The organism is Brevibacillus sp. 1238, assembly GCF_029892995.1.
Classification (GTDB): Bacteria; Bacillota; Bacilli; order Brevibacillales; family Brevibacillaceae; genus Brevibacillus; species Brevibacillus parabrevis.
In genome coordinates this window covers 548548-566306 of record NZ_JARXWC010000004.1, presented here as the reverse complement: position 1 = coordinate 566306, position 17759 = coordinate 548548, and the positions used below count along the sequence as shown (strand labels likewise).

13 protein-coding genes are annotated in these 17759 nt (G+C 52.9%); 5 read left to right on the top strand and 8 right to left on the bottom strand.

From position 1 onward, the window contains the following. The 4 genes from M2298_RS13595 to M2298_RS13580 form a co-directional block, all read left to right on the top strand. The coding region (locus tag M2298_RS13595; RefSeq protein ID WP_280648617.1) for a beta strand repeat-containing protein at window positions 1-4733 on the top strand (4733 nt) is incomplete at its 5' end. 251 nt (window positions 4734-4984) lie between these two features. Beyond that, on the top strand, window positions 4985-6085 hold the full coding sequence (locus M2298_RS13590) for a histidine kinase N-terminal domain-containing protein (RefSeq protein ID WP_122966530.1): 1101 nt from the start codon (window positions 4985-4987) through the stop codon (window positions 6083-6085). An 874-nt stretch (window positions 6086-6959) separates the two neighbouring features. Then, complete coding sequence (locus tag M2298_RS13585; RefSeq protein ID WP_122966531.1) at window positions 6960-7517, top strand: DUF5317 domain-containing protein; 558 nt, start codon at window positions 6960-6962, stop codon at window positions 7515-7517. Continuing rightward, window positions 7495-8832, top strand: a complete 1338-nt coding sequence (locus M2298_RS13580; protein WP_122966532.1) for an HD-GYP domain-containing protein — start codon at window positions 7495-7497, stop codon at window positions 8830-8832. The genes M2298_RS13585 and M2298_RS13580 overlap by 23 nt, the downstream gene beginning before the upstream one ends. A gap of 248 nt (window positions 8833-9080) precedes the next feature. On the opposite strand, the gene M2298_RS13575 is transcribed toward M2298_RS13580, so the two are convergent. The 7 genes from M2298_RS13575 to M2298_RS13545 form a co-directional block, all read right to left on the bottom strand. After that, window positions 9081-10115 carry an acyltransferase family protein gene (locus M2298_RS13575; RefSeq protein WP_173596618.1) on the bottom strand — a complete coding sequence of 345 codons (1035 nt, stop codon included), beginning with the start codon at window positions 10113-10115 and terminating at the stop codon, window positions 9081-9083. Between the two features lie 193 nt (window positions 10116-10308). Further along, entirely contained in the window at window positions 10309-10617 is a 309-nt protein-coding gene (locus tag M2298_RS13570; protein ID WP_122966534.1) for a hypothetical protein, read from the bottom strand. A 90-nt stretch (window positions 10618-10707) separates the two neighbouring features. Further along, on the bottom strand, window positions 10708-10911 hold the full coding sequence (locus M2298_RS13565; RefSeq protein WP_063226749.1) for a cold-shock protein: 204 nt from the start codon (window positions 10909-10911) through the stop codon (window positions 10708-10710). 245 nt (window positions 10912-11156) lie between these two features. Then, window positions 11157-14048 (bottom strand): ATP-binding protein, encoded by a 2892-nt coding sequence (locus M2298_RS13560; protein WP_217022166.1) that lies wholly within the window; start codon window positions 14046-14048, stop codon window positions 11157-11159. Beyond that, window positions 14045-14407, bottom strand: a complete 363-nt coding sequence (locus M2298_RS13555; protein WP_122966536.1) for a response regulator transcription factor — start codon at window positions 14405-14407, stop codon at window positions 14045-14047. Before M2298_RS13555 ends, M2298_RS13560 begins: the two co-directional genes overlap by 4 nt. A 21-nt stretch (window positions 14408-14428) precedes the next feature. After that, window positions 14429-16051 (bottom strand): response regulator, encoded by a 1623-nt coding sequence (locus M2298_RS13550; RefSeq protein ID WP_122966537.1) that lies wholly within the window; start codon window positions 16049-16051, stop codon window positions 14429-14431. Between the two features lie 184 nt (window positions 16052-16235). Then, window positions 16236-16712, bottom strand: a complete 477-nt coding sequence (locus tag M2298_RS13545; RefSeq protein ID WP_122966538.1) for a hypothetical protein — start codon at window positions 16710-16712, stop codon at window positions 16236-16238. Window positions 16713-16807: 95 nt separating this feature from the next. Here M2298_RS13545 and M2298_RS13540 point away from each other — a divergent pair, with 95 nt between their 5' ends. Beyond that, window positions 16808-17011: a YwbE family protein gene (locus M2298_RS13540; RefSeq protein WP_274874400.1), complete on the top strand. Its 204-nt coding sequence runs from the start codon at window positions 16808-16810 to the stop codon at window positions 17009-17011. Window positions 17012-17100: 89 nt separating this feature from the next. Here M2298_RS13540 and M2298_RS13535 read toward each other — a convergent pair whose 3' ends face one another. Then, window positions 17101-17658, bottom strand: a complete 558-nt coding sequence (locus M2298_RS13535; RefSeq protein ID WP_122966539.1) for a cysteine hydrolase family protein — start codon at window positions 17656-17658, stop codon at window positions 17101-17103. Between the last annotated feature and the right edge of the window lie 101 nt (window positions 17659-17759).

The window sequence follows — 17759 nt, the reverse complement described above, 5'->3', positions numbered from 1 at the left end:
CGGGAGCAACCGGAGTCACGGGAGCAACCGGAGAGACGGGAGTAACCGGGGCCATGGGGTCAACTGGAGCTACGGGAGCAACCGGAGTCACGGGATCAACTGGAGAGACGGGATCAACTGGAGAGACGGGATCAACTGGAGAGACGGGATCAACTGGAGCTACGGGAGCAACAGGAGAGACGGGAGTAACCGGAGCCACGGGGTCAACTGGAGCTACGGGAGCAACCGGAGTTACGGGAGCAACTGGGGTTACGGGAGCAACTGGGGTTACGGGAGCGACAGGAGAGACGGGAACAACCGGAGCCACGGGATCAACTGGAGCTACGGGAGTAACCGGAGTTACGGGAGCAACCGGAGTCACGGGAGCAATCGGAGCCACGGGAGTAACTGGAGAGACAGGAGCAACTGGGATCACCGGAGCCACGGGAGTAACTGGAGAGACGGGAGCAACTGGAATCACGGGAGCAACCGGAGTTACGGGAGCAACCGGAGTTACGGGAGCCACGGGGTCAATTGGAGTCACGGGAGCAACCGGAGCTACGGGAGCAACCGGAGTCGCGGGAGCAACTGGGGTTACGGGAGCAACTGGGGTTACGGGAGCAACCGGAGAGACGGGAGCAACCGGAGAGACGGGAGCCACGGGAGCCACGGGGTCAACTGGAGCGACGGGAGCAACTGGAGCGACGGGATCAACCGGAGCCACGGGGTCAACCGGAGTTACGGGAGCAACTGGAGAAACGGGAGCAACCGGAACCACGGGGTCAACTGGAGCTACGGGGTCAACTGGAGCCACGGGAGCAACTGGAGTTACGGGAGCAACCGGAGTCACGGGAGCAACAGGAGAGACGGGAGCAACTGGAGCTACGGGAGCAACCGGAGCCACGGGTTCAACTGGAGCTACGGGAGCAACCGGAGCAACCGGAGAAACGGGAGTAACCGGAGTTACGGGAGCAACTGGAGTCACGGGAGCAACTGGGGTTACGGGAGCGACAGGAGAGACGGGGTCAACTGGAGCAACAGGAGAGACGGGAGCAACCGGAGAGACGGGAGCAACTGGAGCTATGGGGTCAACCGGAGCCACGGGAGCGACAGGAGAGACGGGAGTAACCGGGGCCACGGGAGCAACAGGAGAGACGGGAGTAACCGGGGCCACGGGGTCAACTGGAGAGACGGGAGCCACGGGGTCAACTGGAGCTACGGGAGCAACCGGAGTCACGGGAGCAACTGGAGAGACGGGAGCAACCGGAACCACGGGGTCAACTGGAGCTACGGGAGCAACCGGAGCCACGGGTTCAACTGGAGCTACGGGAGCAACCGGGGTTACGGGAGTAACCGGAGAGACAGGGTCAACCGGAGAAACGGGAGTAACCGGAGCCACGGGAGCAACTGGAGTTACGGGAGCAACCGGAGAGACGGGAGCCACGGGGTCAACTGGAGTCACGGGATCAACTGGAGTCACGGGGTCAACTGGAGCTACGGGAGCAACTGGAGAGACGGGAGCAACCGGAGCTACGGGAGCAACCGGAGCCACGGGGTCAACTGGAGTCACGGGAGCAACCGGAGCCACGGGAGTAACCGGAGTTACGGGAGCAACCGGAGCCACGGGGTCAACTGGAGCCACGGGAGTAACCGGAGTTACGGGAGCAACAGGAGAAACGGGAGCAACTGGAACCACGGGGTCAACTGGAGCTACGGGAGCAACCGGAGAGACGGGAGCCACGGGGTCAACTGGAGCTACGGGAGCAACCGGAGTCACGGGAGCAACTGGAGAGACGGGGTCAACCGGAGCCACGGGAGCGACAGGAGAGACGGGAGTAACCGGGGCCACGGGAGCAACAGGAGAGACGGGAGTAACCGGAGAGACAGGGTCAACCGGAGAAACGGGAGTAACCGGAGCCACGGGAGCAACAGGAGAGACGGGAGCCACGGGGTCAACTGGAGTCACGGGAGCAACCGGAGCCACGGGGTCAACTGGAGCTACGGGAGCAACCGGAGAGACGGGAGCAACTGGGGTTACGGGAGCGACAGGAGAGACGGGAGCCACGGGAGCAACCGGAGCCACGGGAGCAACCGGAGCCACGGGATCAACCGGAGCCACGGGGTCAACTGGAGCTACGGGAGCAACCGGAGTAACTGGAGCAACAGGAGTTACGGGAGCAACCGGAGAGACGGGAGCAAGCGGAACCACGGGGTCAACTGGAGCTACGGGAGCAACAGGAGAGACGGGAGCAACTGGAGCTACGGGATCAACCGGAGAAACGGGAGTAACCGGAGTTACGGGAGCAACCGGAGAAACGGGAGTAACCGGAGTTACGGGAGCAACTGGGGGTACGGGAGCGACAGGAGAGACGGGATCAAGCGGAGCCACGGGGTCAACTGGAACCACGGGAGCAACCGGGGTTACGGGAGCAACAGGAGTTACGGGAGCAACCGGAGAGACGGGAGCAAGCGGAACCACGGGGTCAACTGGAGCTACGGGATCAACCGGAGAGACGGGAGCCACGGGGTCAACTGGAGTCACGGGAGCAACCGGAGCCACTGGGTCAACTGGAGCTACGGGATCAACTGGAGTCACGGGAGCAACCGGAGAGACGGGAGCAACTGGAGAGACGGGGTCAACCGGAGCCACGGGAGCGACAGGAGAGACGGGAGTAACCGGGGCCACGGGAGCAACAGGAGAGACGGGAGCAACCGGAACCACGGGGTCAACTGGAGCTACGGGAGCAACAGGAGTAACTGGAGCAACAGGAGAGACGGGAGCAACCGGAACCACGGGGTCAACTGGAGCTACGGGATCAACTGGAGCTACGGGATCAACCGGAGCCACGGGAGCAACTGGAGCTACGGGAGCAACTGGAGCTACGGGAGCAACCGGAGCCACGGGAGTAACCGGAGTTACGGGAGCAACAGGAGAAACGGGAGCAACTGGAACCACGGGGTCAACTGGAGCTACGGGAGCAACCGGAGAGACGGGAGCAACTGGAGCTACGGGGTCAACCGGAGCCACGGGAGCGACAGGAGAGACGGGAGTAACCGGGGCCACGGGAGCAACCGGAGAGACGGGAGTAACCGGGGCCACGGGGTCAACTGGAGAGACGGGAGCCACGGGGTCAACTGGAGCTACGGGAGCAACCGGAGTCACGGGAGCAACCGGAGAGACGGGAGCAACCGGAACCACGGGGTCAACTGGAGCTACGGGATCAACCGGAGCCACGGGATCAACCGGAGCCACGGGAGTAACCGGAGTTACGGGAGCAACTGGAGTCACGGGAGCAACTGGGGTTACGGGAGCGACAGGAGAGACGGGAGCAACCGGAGCCACGGGGTCAACTGGAGCTACGGGAGCAACCGGGGTTACGGGAGTAACCGGAGAGACAGGGTCAACCGGAGAAACGGGAGTAACCGGAGCCACGGGGTCAACCGGAGTTACGGGAGCAACCGGAGTTACGGGAGCAACCGGAGTTACGGGAGCAACCGGAACCACGGGGCCAACTGGAGCTACGGGGTCAACTGGAGCCACGGGAGCAACTGGAGTAACTGGAGCAACCGGAGTTACGGGAGCAACCGGAGAAACGGGAGCAACCGGAACCACGGGGTCAACTGGAGCAACGGGAGCAACCGGGGTTACGGGAGTAACCGGAGAGACAGGGTCAACCGGAGAAACGGGAGTAACCGGAGCCACGGGGTCAACTGGAGTCACGGGAGCAACCGGAACCACGGGGTCGACTGGAGCTACGGGAGCAACCGGAGAGACGGGAGCAACCGGAGAGACGGGAGCAACGGGAGCAACGGGAGCAACGGGAGCAACCGGAGAAACGGGAGTAACCGGAGTTACGGGAGCAACTGGAGTCACGGGAGCAACTGGGGTTACGGGAGAGACGGGATCAACCGGAGCCACGGGGTCAACTGGAGCTACGGGGTCAACTGGAGCAACGGGAGCAACCGGGGTTACGGGAGTAACCGGAGAGACAGGGTCAACCGGAGAAACGGGAGTAACCGGAGCTACGGGAGCAACCGGAGAGACGGGAGCAACCGGAGAGACGGGAGCAACTGGAGTCACGGGATCAACTGGAGCCACGGGAGCAACTGGAGCTACGGGATCAACCGGAGCCACGGGGTCAACTGGAGCTACGGGATCAACTGGAGCTACGGGATCAACCGGAGCCACGGGGTCAACCGGAGTTACGGGATCAACCGGAGCCACGGGGTCAACTGGAGCTACGGGAGCTACGGGAGCAACTGGAGCCACGGGGTCAACTGGAGTCACGGGAGCAACCGGAGCCACGGGAGCAACCGGAGCCACGGGAGCCACAGGCGCCACCGGAACCGTCTTCACAAACATCAACGCGTTCGGTGCAAATACAAGCGGGGCGCTCATCGCAGTTGTATTGGGCGGCACGAACGTACCTTTGCCCAACAATCAGATCCTGAACGGTGTAACCGTCAATGGCGCCAACACCACCTTTACCGTGCCATCAGCGGGGAATTACCTCTTGTCGTATTCGATCAATACGACAGCCGCTTTGCTGGTCAGTACACGTCTTGTCATTAACGGCTCTCCATTCACTCCGTCAATCGTTGCACCAACGCTGTCCCTCTCTTCCTTCCACAACACAATCATTGCTCCGTTGGGAGCGAACTCGACGATCACGCTTCAGCTCTTCGGCCTGTTGGGAGCAGCTACGCTGTTGACTGGCGCCGGGGCCACGCTAACTATTGTCAGACTAAACTAAAGCTTTACAGGCAAAGGGACGGAACGAGCAACCGTCCCTTTGCTTTTTTATTCGAAAAAAACAGCGCACCGATTCTGTCGCCCCGTAAAAAGTTTTCTCAGCTGTTTTCTCAATAAGAATGACTTTCAAATGTAATTCAGCGTCGAACGGTGTACAATGATAGGAGTAGTAAAAATATTTAGTCAATAAATGTTGAATCGATAGTATAATATTATCGGAATTAGTATGCCGATCATTCGGAGTGGGGATAGATGGCGATGGACGACTTGGCACTATATTTGGACGAGCATGAGGATGCGGCAGTGGAAGAGTTCAGGAGACGGATTAAGGTGGCTGAGCACGATCAGTTCAACGAGATTATTCCTTTGAACGGACAAGCCATGTATCGCATGGTGGCCGGATATCTTCGTTCGAAGATTACTCATGAGGACATCAAGGATCTTGCCTATAAAGTAGCACATGAGCGGAATCAAGCCCAAATTAACATTGGCGATTTTGTTTTTAACGTCTGCATGGGGCGTGAGCTGGTGATTGATACCTTGCAAAAAGGCCCCTTTTCTCCAAATGTTCTGCTTCCAGCACTCATTAAAATAAACGAATGCTTCGATGTCTTTCTGGTGCATGCCGTGTCCAAATATACCGAACTGAAAGACAGCGATCTGGAGGAAAAGAAGCTGTTTATTGAGCGGTCTCACAAAGACAGGCTGACGATTTTGGGACAGATGGCTTCGAGCTTTGTCCATGAATTTCGCAATCCGCTAACCTCCATTATGGGATTTTCCCGATTGCTAAAAGAAGATTACCCGAACCTGCCGTACGTGGATATTATCGAGAACGAGCTTCATCAGCTGAACTACCGTGTCTCCCAATTTTTGCTTGTATCCAAAAAGGGAGCTGTACATAAAAAAACAGAAGTCTTTAGCATAGCTCTACTGTTCGAGGAGATTTTGTCCTTCCTCTATCCAAACATCGTGGATGTCAACGCGCACATTACGTGCTCGATTGACCCTGCCCTGCTTTTGGTCGGCTACAGGGACGAGATGAGGCAAGTGTTCATCAACATCATTTCCAACGCGCTGGACGCGCTGCAACGGAAAAACGGGGAGAAAGAAGTGGCGATCAAAGGGGCCCAAACCGAAGAAATGGCCGTGATCACGATTTCCAACAATGGCGCTCCCATCCCGCCCGACCTGCTGTCAGTCATCTTCGAGCCGTTCTTTACAACGAAAGAGCTGGGAACGGGGATCGGGTTGTACGTTTGCAAGGAGATCATCGAGCGCCATGGCGGGATGATCGCATGCGAGTCGTCTGATCAGCAGACGGTCTTTTCCATGTACTTCAGACATACTTGATCAGCCAGCGCAATCAAAACGACCTGCATTTGCGACTGAGCTCATGCGCATCTCCCTGTCGAGTGGACAACGAAAAAGGCTCGAATGATACGGCGGTCGCTTCCTTGTAATCTGCGGGGGAGAGGTCGCCGAGTTTTCTGAACGCGATTTTTGTTGTAAAATTGGCTAGAGTCTGCAAGGAACATCCGGGCTTTTGTCCCGGTTACAGGCTTTTCAAGAGAGCGCTTCTCGGTTAAGATGGGCAAGAATCCCCAAAAGCAGTTTCCAGGATGGGAATGGCTCACGCTCGGCCAGCGCCAATACGTGCGCCGATGAACATGCTGACTACAGCCAGAGCTACCTTTTCTCGACATGGCAGTAACTCCTGCTAGATTCAACATTTCCCATATGCATACATGTCGACCTGGACCGCATTAACCAGGAAGAATAGAGAAAAAGCACTAAGGGCAAATGAGCGATCAAGACTGCATTCTTTTATACAATAGGTAAAATTATGAAAACAAGCTATGAAAACGACATTCCCTATTGAAATTCCGATGAAGTAGGGGGAAAATATACCTAAGGTAAACAGAGGTAGAGTGCTGAAAATAGGTTAAGATAACTAATGTCGATAGTTGGCTAATACTGTAAAATTGATCGTAGCAGCTACGTAGCACTCTATTATGGATATGTATACCAATTCAATTGTAATGCATGTTTATACCATACAAAAGGGGGATGTCTTTATGAAAAAAATAGTTTACGCATTTCTCCTCGTTGCGGCAATCGTAGGAGCAACATCTGCAAACTGGCATATTACATAACAGCGTGAATGAAGTAAGAAAACACCGCTTCTTAGTGGTGTTTTTTTACTGTATCGGAGGATGGTTCTATCATGTTGCTAGATATTATATTCATCTCTTTTGTTGTGGCATTGATACGGGGAGGCAGAATAAAAGAATTACCAAAATTTAATAAATTTTCTGTTTTTGGAATCGCTGTGCTTTTGCAGATTCTATCCGCGCTCATGCCAACGTGGGGAAGAGTTTTTGTCTCAGTTGCGTATTTGTGTCTACTCATCTTCTTCTATTCCAACAGAGAGCATGAAGATATCAGATTTTTCATGATTGGCTGGTTCTTTAATGCGATCGCAATCTGGTCGAACTTTGGGAAAATGCCCATTGACCTCGAACTTGCAAAGAAGCTGAAATACTCGGTCGATCCGATTGTAAACGGGACCGATTTCAAGCACTCGGTTTTGGATAATTCAACCAATTTGCCATTTTTGACAGACATAATGTTTATGCCGTTCCCAATTGCAAGAGTCATCAGTATTGGCGATATTTTCATTATGATAGGCGCGTTCTTGCTTGTACAACGCGTAATGGGAAAACCAATATCTCTAATCAGACTCCGCGAGGGTAAAATCCATGAAACCAACCAAGAACTTTAGTCATTTTGCTCTAGGATTACTTGTTCAATGCTTATTTCCGGTAGCCGGGCTGCTGGTGATCATTTCAATCATTACCTCTTGGGGTGTGAATGAACATTGGGGAGTCATGGCGACTTACACCATTTTGACCTTGGTCAGCTCGTTTACTCCCATTCGCACGCTAAATTCGCCTTTAACCTTGAACAATGCCGTGATATTCTCGGGAATTGTCCTGTATGGCACCTGGATCGGCGTCTGGTCAGCGCTTTTGGAGATTATCATCATTTCGTTTATATTCAAATCGAAAGTATCGAGAGCTCTCGCAAATAGTGGCCAAGTCTTGATTACGGTTTGGCTGGTCGGAACTTTGGATCAGTTTTTCCGCACCTATTACCCCGACTATTGGTTTCTGACGGATATCGGGCTGATCCTTGTCTACTGGCTGAGCAACACTCTTTTGGCCGCGGCCGGCATTTCCTATTTTAGAGAGGTGTCTTTTCAAGTCATTATAAAAAGCATGTTGCAAGGCGGCAGCATGACTTATCTCCTGCTCATGGCAGTGGGGGAGATAGGGGCGCGATTTGTAGGAGCTTACGAGGGGTATTCCTTGACGATATTGCTAGGGACCGTTTTGCTGCTTCGCTCGGTTTTCCATCAGTATTTTGCGAGTATAAGCGATCAGCAGAAAAAGATGGAAGAGATCAAAAACCTGAATGATTCGTTCTTGATCGCCCTGGCGGCATCGATCGATGCGCGCGATCCATACACGCTCGGACACTCGTTTCGCGTCGCGCACTGGGGGAGAGAAACAGCAAAATTCATGGGACTTCCGCCAAAGCAGTCGACGGAAGTTTACTATGGCGGGATCATTCACGACATTGGCAAAATCGGTATAGAAGACAACATCTTAAACAAGGAAGGCGCTCTGTCCAAAGAGGAGTTTGAACGCATCAAGGAGCATCCGGTCATCGGGTACGAGATTTTGAAAAGGACGTCGGTTTTCCCCGAGTTGCTCCCTGCCATTCGCTGGCATCATGAGCGGGTTGACGGGACAGGATATCCCGATAAGCTCAAAGGAAACGAAATCCCGCTCATAGCCCGCATACTGGCTGTCTGTGACGCGTTTGACGCCATGGTTTCTGATCGTCCTTACCGGAAAGGCATGTCCGTGGAAGAAGCCTTGAGGCGGATTCAGGAAGGAGCCGGCACCCAGTTTGATGCTGAAATCGCAGCGAATTTTGTGACCATGATCAAGAGCTTGAATGAGGAAGAGTTGCAAAAAATCATTCGGGCAAATAACCGGAACCAGGAAATCGATGTCTCCTTAACCACGTAAGCGACCAGGAGAGTCAAGTTTACATAAGATTCAAAGCAAGGCGATACGTATCATACAAAAAAAGCTATCAACTTTGATGGCTTTTTTTATTTTCCTCCACACGATGCAAGTGGATGGCCCCCAGCGTAGTATCCTCCTTTTTCCTGACAAAAAAAGCCCCACCCGGTCGACAGTGACTGAATCCATGACAGCATGAACCCTTTGTTTACTGTCTACCGAATGGGACAAAAAGCAAGCAAGACACACGCTTACTGTAGCCGCTCCCGTCGCGCTTTCCCGGCGAATCGGCCCAACTGCTCCAGCCCTTTGACCAGCCAGACCAACAGGAGGGAGAGCAGGAAGCTGCACCCGAAGATCAAGCCCAGGTACAAAAGCGAGTACCAGGTGTTTTGGAACACCCAGGCGACTTCGCCGTACTGCTCAAACAGAAAATCTTTGAACAGGATCAAAAAAGCGGAGTGAAACAGGAAAATAAAGTACGTCAAACCTTTGCGAAACTTGAGACGCAGATGATCGACCAATTCCAAAAAAAAGACCATCAGCACGAGAAAAGACAGCAAGGTAGCAAAGACAAAAGTCAGATGCACCGCCACGTACAGCTTGCTGGAAACGACAAAAAACATGGCGGCAGCGGTCGCGATTCCTGTAAGCAGCATCAGGATAGAGCGATTGTTTCGCAAAAAGGACAAAATCGTCTCCCGGTACCAGTACAACAGATGGCCCATGTACAGCGTGAAAATCCAACTGGGCAGCATGTGCCGCGTCGACAGCTCCAGCCAGCCTTTGTGCAAGTAGTTGATGTAGACGTATTGCACGGCGAGCAGAAGCCAGATGACATACAAAATGTTGCGTTTGGTAATCCAGTTGCGGAAAAAGTAAGCAAACACGTAATACTGGCAAATCATGAACACAAAATAAAGATGATCGCCGGTTTTCCCCATCAGGATGTTTGTGAAATCAAGGGTCGTATGCGGCATCTCTTTTTTCAGCAAATAGTGGTACAGAATACCGGAAACCAGGTAAGGCAAGAAAATGTACAGGAGCTTGCCCGTAAAAAAGTCGCGGGGCGTCGGGCTTTTCGCCTCAAACGAGTAAGCGGTCAAATAGCCGGTGGCGATCGTCAAAAGCACAGTGCCGTAGCGACTGATCTGATTGAGAGCGACCACCCAGAACGGATCGTTGAAATACAGCACAGAAGCAGTAAAATGGCCGACCACGACCAGAAAGCTTGAGAACAACTGGACGTAAAACAGCGATTTCAAAATTTTCGAATCGGTATACATAGGCATTCTCCATTTACTTGTTCGTCGTCTGGCGAGTCGTCTGCGTCCAACCCTGCGGACAGCCAACACAATAAATTGCGAATGCTTCCATCTTAGATAATGAAATTTTGAAAGAGATTTGATCTTTGTGATCTGTGCAAGCCAATGTTTGGGAAGACAGGAAAAAAGCCACACCTGTGCGTGGCTTTCGGCCTTATTTTTGCGGCTTGTTCCGCTCCTCAATCGCTTGGCTGACCACGAAGGCCAGATCATCGTTGCCAAAGAGCGACAGGACACCGAGGATGGTGGCGTCAGGGATTTCTTCTGCTTCCTCTTTCGGCACCGTGTTTTCCAGCATTTGTGCGAGCAGTGGATTTTCGCCTTGAGCGGGATAAGCGGCCCGATACAGCTCACGTGCATCAAGCCCATGGTTGACACACCATTGGGCAAAGACGAGAATCATCATTCCTTCGTCGCGCTGGTAAGCCTGGATGACTTGATCTTCCATCTCTTTTCGGTTCATAGATATGCTCCTCTAACAATCAGTCGTACACGTTATGTGCTTAATTGTAGAGAAGAGGGCGGGTGCCCGCAAGAAAAAAGAGGGGAGAGATTAGGAGTTTCGCTTGCTGTGATTGGTCAAAACCGGAAGCACCCGGGTATCTTTAATCATTTCGGAATGGCAAAAAGGGCAGCTCGGGCTCTTGTCAAAGGAAAAGTTATCTCTCATCCAGCACGTACACCCATCATTGCTGCACGTCCATACATCTGTTTCCTCTTCTTCGACCGGAACAATTGCTTTTTTCGAGAAATACACATGAACTCCTCCTTTGCAGGGCATCGTGCTTACAGTAACACCTCTATTAATGTGTGATGGAAAGTCCATGAATATACCAAGATTTTCTGCCCGACTGCATAAAAGAAAGGAAATAACTGCCCAAAACGGTCATGACCGTTTTGTTGACCGCAAGCGGTCACATCCCATTTCATGAAAAACGTCGAGACGTTTTTCACAGAAAAAAGGCAACGGAACGCATCCGCTGCCTTTTTTCTATGAAAGGATTACAGTTGATCCGGGATCAAAATTTGCCCGGTCGTTTCATGGCTGGTCACAGCGAGCAAGATCGCTTTCGACAATGTGTCGGGGTGGTAAGGCTTGATCAAGTAGCCCTTGGCCCCCAAGTCAAACGCTTTTTTCTTCTCTTCAAAAGCGCTGGAGATGACGATCGGGATCGTCTGCAGCTCGGGATTTTCCCGCATCGCTTCAATGACCTGCCAGCCGCTTTCTCCATCTTGCAAAATCAGATCGAGGACCACGGCGTCCGGACGCAGCTCCGAAATGGCGGCGAGCGCCTCTTGGGCCGTGGAACAAGGATAGACCGTAAAGCCTGAGCTGAGCAGTTCCTCACGCAAAAGCTCGGCCAGATTCATGTCGTCCTCGATAATCACGACTTTTCCGTTGGACTGGCCGGAAGGAGCGAGCGCCGCGGCTGCGTTGTTCGCCAACAGCTCGGCCCGTACCGCCGGCTCCGGCAAAGGAAGGGCGACCGTAAACGTACTGCCTTTTCCAGCCTCGGAAGCAACGGTGACCTCGCCGTGGTGAATGCGCACGATCTCCTGAACGATGGCAAGCCCGAGGCCCGTACCGCCAATCTCCCGGCGATCGGAATTGTCTACGCGATAAAAACGGGTAAACAGATGAGGGAGAGCTTCCGCAGGGATGCCCAGCCCTTCATCGTGAATCTCGATCAACAGCTTTTGGTTTGCTTCGCGAATAACGACGCGGATGCTTCCGCCGTCCGGTGAATACTTGACTGCATTGCTGATCAGGTTGACCAGCACCTGGCGAAGCTTGTCGCGATCTCCGCAGATGGTCGTTTGCTCCGTTTGCAGCTCAAGCTCAAACGAATGCGGCGTAGATTGGGCACGGTACATCCCAAACACTTCGCGGGCGAGGGAGTCGATCTCGACTTTTTCAAACTCATAGCTTTGGCGGCCGGATTCCATGCGCTGCAAGTCAAGAAAATCGTTGATCAAGGTCGTCAGTCTCGTCGCTTCCTGATAAATAGCCGTCATGTAGCGCTGCTGTCTTTCCGGTTTCAAGTCTTTGTGCAGCAAAAGCTCGGCAAAACCGAGCACGCTGGCGAGCGGAGTGCGCAACTCATGGCTCACTGTGCTGACAAATTCCGATTTCATCTGGTCAATCTCGTATTCCTTCGTGATGTCCCGATAGACCAAGAGAGTGCCCCATTTGTGGGACGCGCGGTACAGATGCTCGGCATACAGCTGAATATAGCGCTTGGTAGGGGAGGTCAGTTCGAAAACAATGCTGTCCTCCTGCGGATCTCCCTCGTTCAGTGTGACCGCTTTTATATACTGGGCGAGACGGTTTGGTTCCGCCGTACAGCTTTGCAAATGGGCGAGAAACGGATCGATGTTGAAATCCGCTGTTGAGTGCGAGTTATCAAAGCCGATAAGGTCGCGGAAGGTGCGGTTGACCTGTAGCGTTCCGCCGTCGAGATCGAGCAACTGAATCCCTTCTTGCACCGAATCGAGCATGTCTTGCGTGACTTGCCGTTGCCGTTTTGTCTCCTCGAACATGGCGAGCTTGTCCAATGACAACGAGACTTGTTTGGCCAAGCCGATTGCCACCTGTTGCTCATGCTCGGAGAACTTGCGGTCAATCCGGGCAAGAATGATGCAGGCCACGACTTCTTCGTTCGAGTCCAAAACAGGCAGATACAGCTCGTACGTGCGGGAAGGGGTCATGAGGAAACCGCGCTCTCCCATGGTGCTTTCGCGATTGATGACATACGGCTGGTGCGTTTCCTTGATGCGCACGAGCGGACCGTCTTCAATCCCTTGCAAAAGCTGCTCGATTCCTTGCGGAGACACACCGAAACTGGCAACAGCCCGATCGGCATCGAGCACGAGAATGACGCCTTTGTCCGCCTCCATGCTGTCCACAGCGTTGGATACAATGCTCGACAGAAGCGTTTGCTTGTCCAATGTATTCGTGAGCGCGAGAATAAACTGGTTCTTTTTCTCCAGATGACGCTCGTTCTCCGCCATTTTTTCCAGCGCTTCCGTCAGTTCCTCTTGCTGCATCACGAGTTCATCCTGCTGGGCTTGCAGCTCTTCGTTTTGCGCCATCAGCGCCTCTTCTTTGTTCTGGATTTGCCGCATCATGTAGTCGAGAGAGCGGGAGAGCTTGCCGATCTCATCGTCACGCTCCAAGCCGTTCAACTGCGGCGTCTCCCCAAGCGAAAAGCGGTTGGCATCGGCAGTCAGCCGCATCAACGGTCGGCCGATATCGCGCGTCGTTTTGATCGTTACCCAGATCAATACCAAAAGAGCCATCAGCACGTAAATGATGAACCACAAGCTTTGGGCAGACAGTTCCTGGAACAACTGCTGGTTTTGCATCGAAATGAGCTGCTCATTCGTTTGCTGATAGCGGGTGGCATAGCTGATCAAATTGTTGACCTCCATGTTTACCCCGCTGGACGAAAATTTGCGCAAACCTTCGTAATCACCCGACTGTGCATACCCTGACGAGGTAGGGAAGACGCGGGTGAAAAAATTGTCTACAAATGATTCGATGGATGTGGCAATTTTAAGTTCTTCGCTGCTGAGCGGAAGCTGCTTGAAAGCATGAAGCGACTGTTCCAGCTTTTTCTTTTCGAGGAACAATTCATTGTATTCATATGGGCTTAAAAAGGCATAATAGCCGCGGGCACGAAAGAAAATCTGGTTCGTATGCTCCGAGATTTGCGTAATCAGCTCCTGCTTCTGTCTGGACGTTTGCGCGGCTGATTGAAAGTTTGTAAAGGCTTGATCGTTCAGCATCTGCACGACCAGCGCCCCGGCGACCATCAGCGAGAAAAAGAGAATCATCATGATGGCGAAGCGGCGGGTAATGCTTTCCCTTACGTATTTTCGAAATGAAGTCATGCGAGCATGTCCTCCACTTTGCGGACCAGCTCCAGCGGGCTGAACGGCTTGGGCATGAAGTCGTCCGCCCCGGCAGAGCGCATTTTTTCCTGTTCGGCATGCTGGCTTTTTGCGGACAGGATGAGCACTTTCACAGACTGTTTCTCAGGCATTTGTTTCATCTGCGTCAAGACGTCAAAACCTGTCAGCTTGGGCATCATGTAATCGAGAATGACCAAATCGTACTGATTCTGGCCAATTTTTTGCAAGGCTTCCTCACCGTCGCAGACGATATCGAGCTGATGGCCTTCATCTTCAAGCGTATCCCCGATCAGCATGCGCAGCACTGCTTCGTCTTCGGCTAATAAGATCGTTGCCATTTTTCTTCCTCCATGTCATTCCTACATCATTCGTTTGATCAAACGTTTGATGCGCGCTTCCAGCTCTTTTATGCTGAAAGGCTTGGTCATATAGTCGTCAGCACCCAGTTGCAGGGCGCGGGCAATATCCTGTTCGCCGCTGCGTCCCGTCAGCATGAGCACCGTGTACTGCTTGCTGTTGGGCAGGGCGCGGATCAGTCTCAGGACATCAAGCCCGTCCATGTGTGGCATGATGCCGTCCAAAATGACAAGGTACGCTTCCGGACCTTGATGCCAGGACGATTCAAAAAAGGCGGCGCCTTCGTGGAACGTTCGGATGTCTGTATGAATCCATCCTTCCAGACTGGCGCGAGCGCAGTCGGCGAGCAAGGTGCGGGTCAAGGAATCGTCGTCGATAATCGCCACTTTCAGTCTCACGGTGCGCGTATCTGGATCGTCGTTGCGCTTGGCCATCTCTACCCGGCAACGCCCGTTGTTTTTCGCAGCGTATAAAGCGGTATCAGCGGCGTCTATCCAGTGCGAGAGAGGCTTTTGTCCATCCTCGATTTGCACGACTCCTGCAGAAAAGCTCAAAGAAAAGCTGCCTTCCGCCGATTCAAAAGAAAGTGCCTGAAAGTCGACCAGCAGCTGTTTGATGCGCAGCTTTGCATCTTGTCCGGACGTTCTTGGCATGAGCAGCAAAAATTCTTCCCCGCCATAACGGAAAAAGATGTCGTACTTCCCGGAGTTTGTCTTGATGAAAGAGGCGAAGCGGCTCAAGACAACATCGCCTACGAGGTGCCCGTGCGTGTCATTGACCTTTTTGAAATGATCGATGTCCATAAAGGCCAGCGAGAACGGGGTTGAATTTCGCAGCGAATCGGACAGCAGCCGTTGATACGTGTCCGTAAGAGAATTGCGGTTGAACGCACCCGTCAATTCGTCGATGAACAAGATTTTATCCATCCAGCGTTTTCTGCCCAACTGCCGTTCCAGCCGAACCGTCAATTCCTCCAGGTCAAGCGGCTTGCACATGACGTCGTCCGCCCCCAGACGAAAAGCGCGCATGCGCGTGTCCCGGTCGCAATCAATGCTGATGATCGTCGTCGGGACGTATTGCTTTTTAATTTTCTCGCTGAGTGTTTGCATGACTTGAAAACCGCCTGTTTCCGGGATGTTCAAGTCGAGTATCAGGCAATCCGGGTTAAGGTCGTGGAAGTAGTCGAGTGCCTTGTGCGGATACACAGTGGCGATGACGGACCAGTTTTGCTTCTCCAAATATTCCTTGAGGTACATCAAAAGCGTCACATCATCATCTAGAATGAGCAAAAGAGGCTGGTTTTCGTAGGTGGATTCTTGCGGCAATGTGGGGTCCTCTAATAAAATCTCTTGCTCGGGCCGATGCTCGTAGCAGAGAGTGATCAGCTCTCGCAAAAAATCGCTCCACTCGTGTGTCGGCCAATCCTTCGCCTCCAGCTTGTCCAGTTGTTCCAGCAAGGATTGGGAAAGCTCGGATAAATCGTGCAAACCAATCGTTCCGGCTGTACCCTTCAGCGAGTGGACAAAACGGTATAATTCTTCATGGGAGACAGGCTCTTCCTGAGCGAGCCAGCCTTCCAGTTGTTTGTGAATTTGAAAAAGAAGGGTGTCCCTGTATTTGATCATTCCGAATTATCCCCCTGTTTTCGGGAAGGCCCTGCGCAGTCTCGAAGACTGCCGGGCCAGATCATAATAGGTATTGTACATCTAGCTAGGTGGAAGTGTACCATATTAAGAGGGGTTCTCCAACGAAAGGATTGCACTGGGAGGCAGGAAAAAAACAGGACGTGACAACTCTGTTACAAGCGGTTTACGAAAGAGAAAAGCCTTCTTCCTTCAAATATTGCGCCGCTTCCACGTAAGACTCAAAAGAAGCTTCCAGGTTCATGCCGTGGTAGACATTCCACAGGGAATCTTCTTGCTGCAAAAGCAGCGTGCGGTTTTGCTTGTCGACCCAGGTTTGTTCGACTTGTTCGCTGGCATCTGCTGCTGGTTGCTGCGGCTCGCGCTTGACGGAGAGCGACTGGATGGAAGCTTCGATTACTTGGCGCAGCTCGTCTGCGGAGAAGTCGCGAATGTTTACGTAGCCTTTGTCGTCTTTTTGGTAGCCCTTCAAAAACGCTGCGAACACAAAGCCGTTGCCGTTCGGATGCAGATGGTAAACGACTGTCTTTTTGTCGTGAAGACTTGCCTCGTAGTGAAAATTAACCCGTTTGAGCGAGACGTTGTGGCGAGACAACTCCGGGAATGATTCGATAATCGCCAGTTTTTGTTCAAAAGTAAGCATGGATTCCTCCGATGTGAATAAGGTTATCCGTCGATTATATCATAGGTGGAACAAAGAACGAAAAGGCTATACAGACAAGAGAGGAAGCGATGACGATGAACGGAAAAAATCGAAAAGATATCGTAGCAGGACTGGAAGTGGATATCGTCCTGAAGCAGGATCAGCGCACAGGGGTGCGGACGCGGGGAATCGTCAAGGACATTTTGACCAATTCCAGCACGCATCCGCACGGGATCAAGGTTCGCTTGACCAATGGCCAGGTCGGACGAGTGCAGGAGATTATTCAAAAAGGCGAGTAAACGTAAAAAACGGGATGCCAGCGAGGGCCATCCCGTTTTTTGATCGCGAGCGACAGGCAGCTTCTTCCGGAAAAGACGAGCCTGATGGATCAGCGATATGTATCGTGAGCAGGTGTAAGCACATCTTCCGTGGAATCGCGCACGAGGATGAACGGCCCGATGTTCCCGAGTCCATGCATCGATACGTTGTGATGGGCGATAATTTGCTCTGCACGCAGCACGGTGTTGTCGGTTGTGGAATGACCGTCACTGACGAGTGTGACGTCATAGCCCAAGGTGGTCGCTCGCTTGCAGGCGCTGTCTACGCAAAATTCCGTTTTGCAGCCCGTCATGACGAGATGCGTAATCCCGAGCGATTGCAGTTGTTCATGCAAATCGGTCTCGTGAAAAGCATCCGTCGCTTGTTTGAGAATCACGGTTTCCGTCGGGAGCGGGGCAAGCTCGGGGTGGATGGCGTAAGCGTCAGCGCCAAGCTCCGCGACATCTGTGTCCTGCACGTATAGGACGGGAATCGCTCTTTTCCAAGCGTCTTCCCTCAGCTTTTTGATCGTCTGAACGAGCGAGGTCTTTTGATAAACAGGGCCGATCGGGCCTTCCACAATCCCTACTTGTACGTCAATAATGAGCAGAGCTGTTTTTTGCGTCATTCACGTTCCTCCTCAAAATGCAGGGGCTACCGGGGCAGTCCCCCCGTTTCTTTCTTGGTTGTTTTCATCGATCTATGAGCATGCCGTTGCGTATTTGTTTT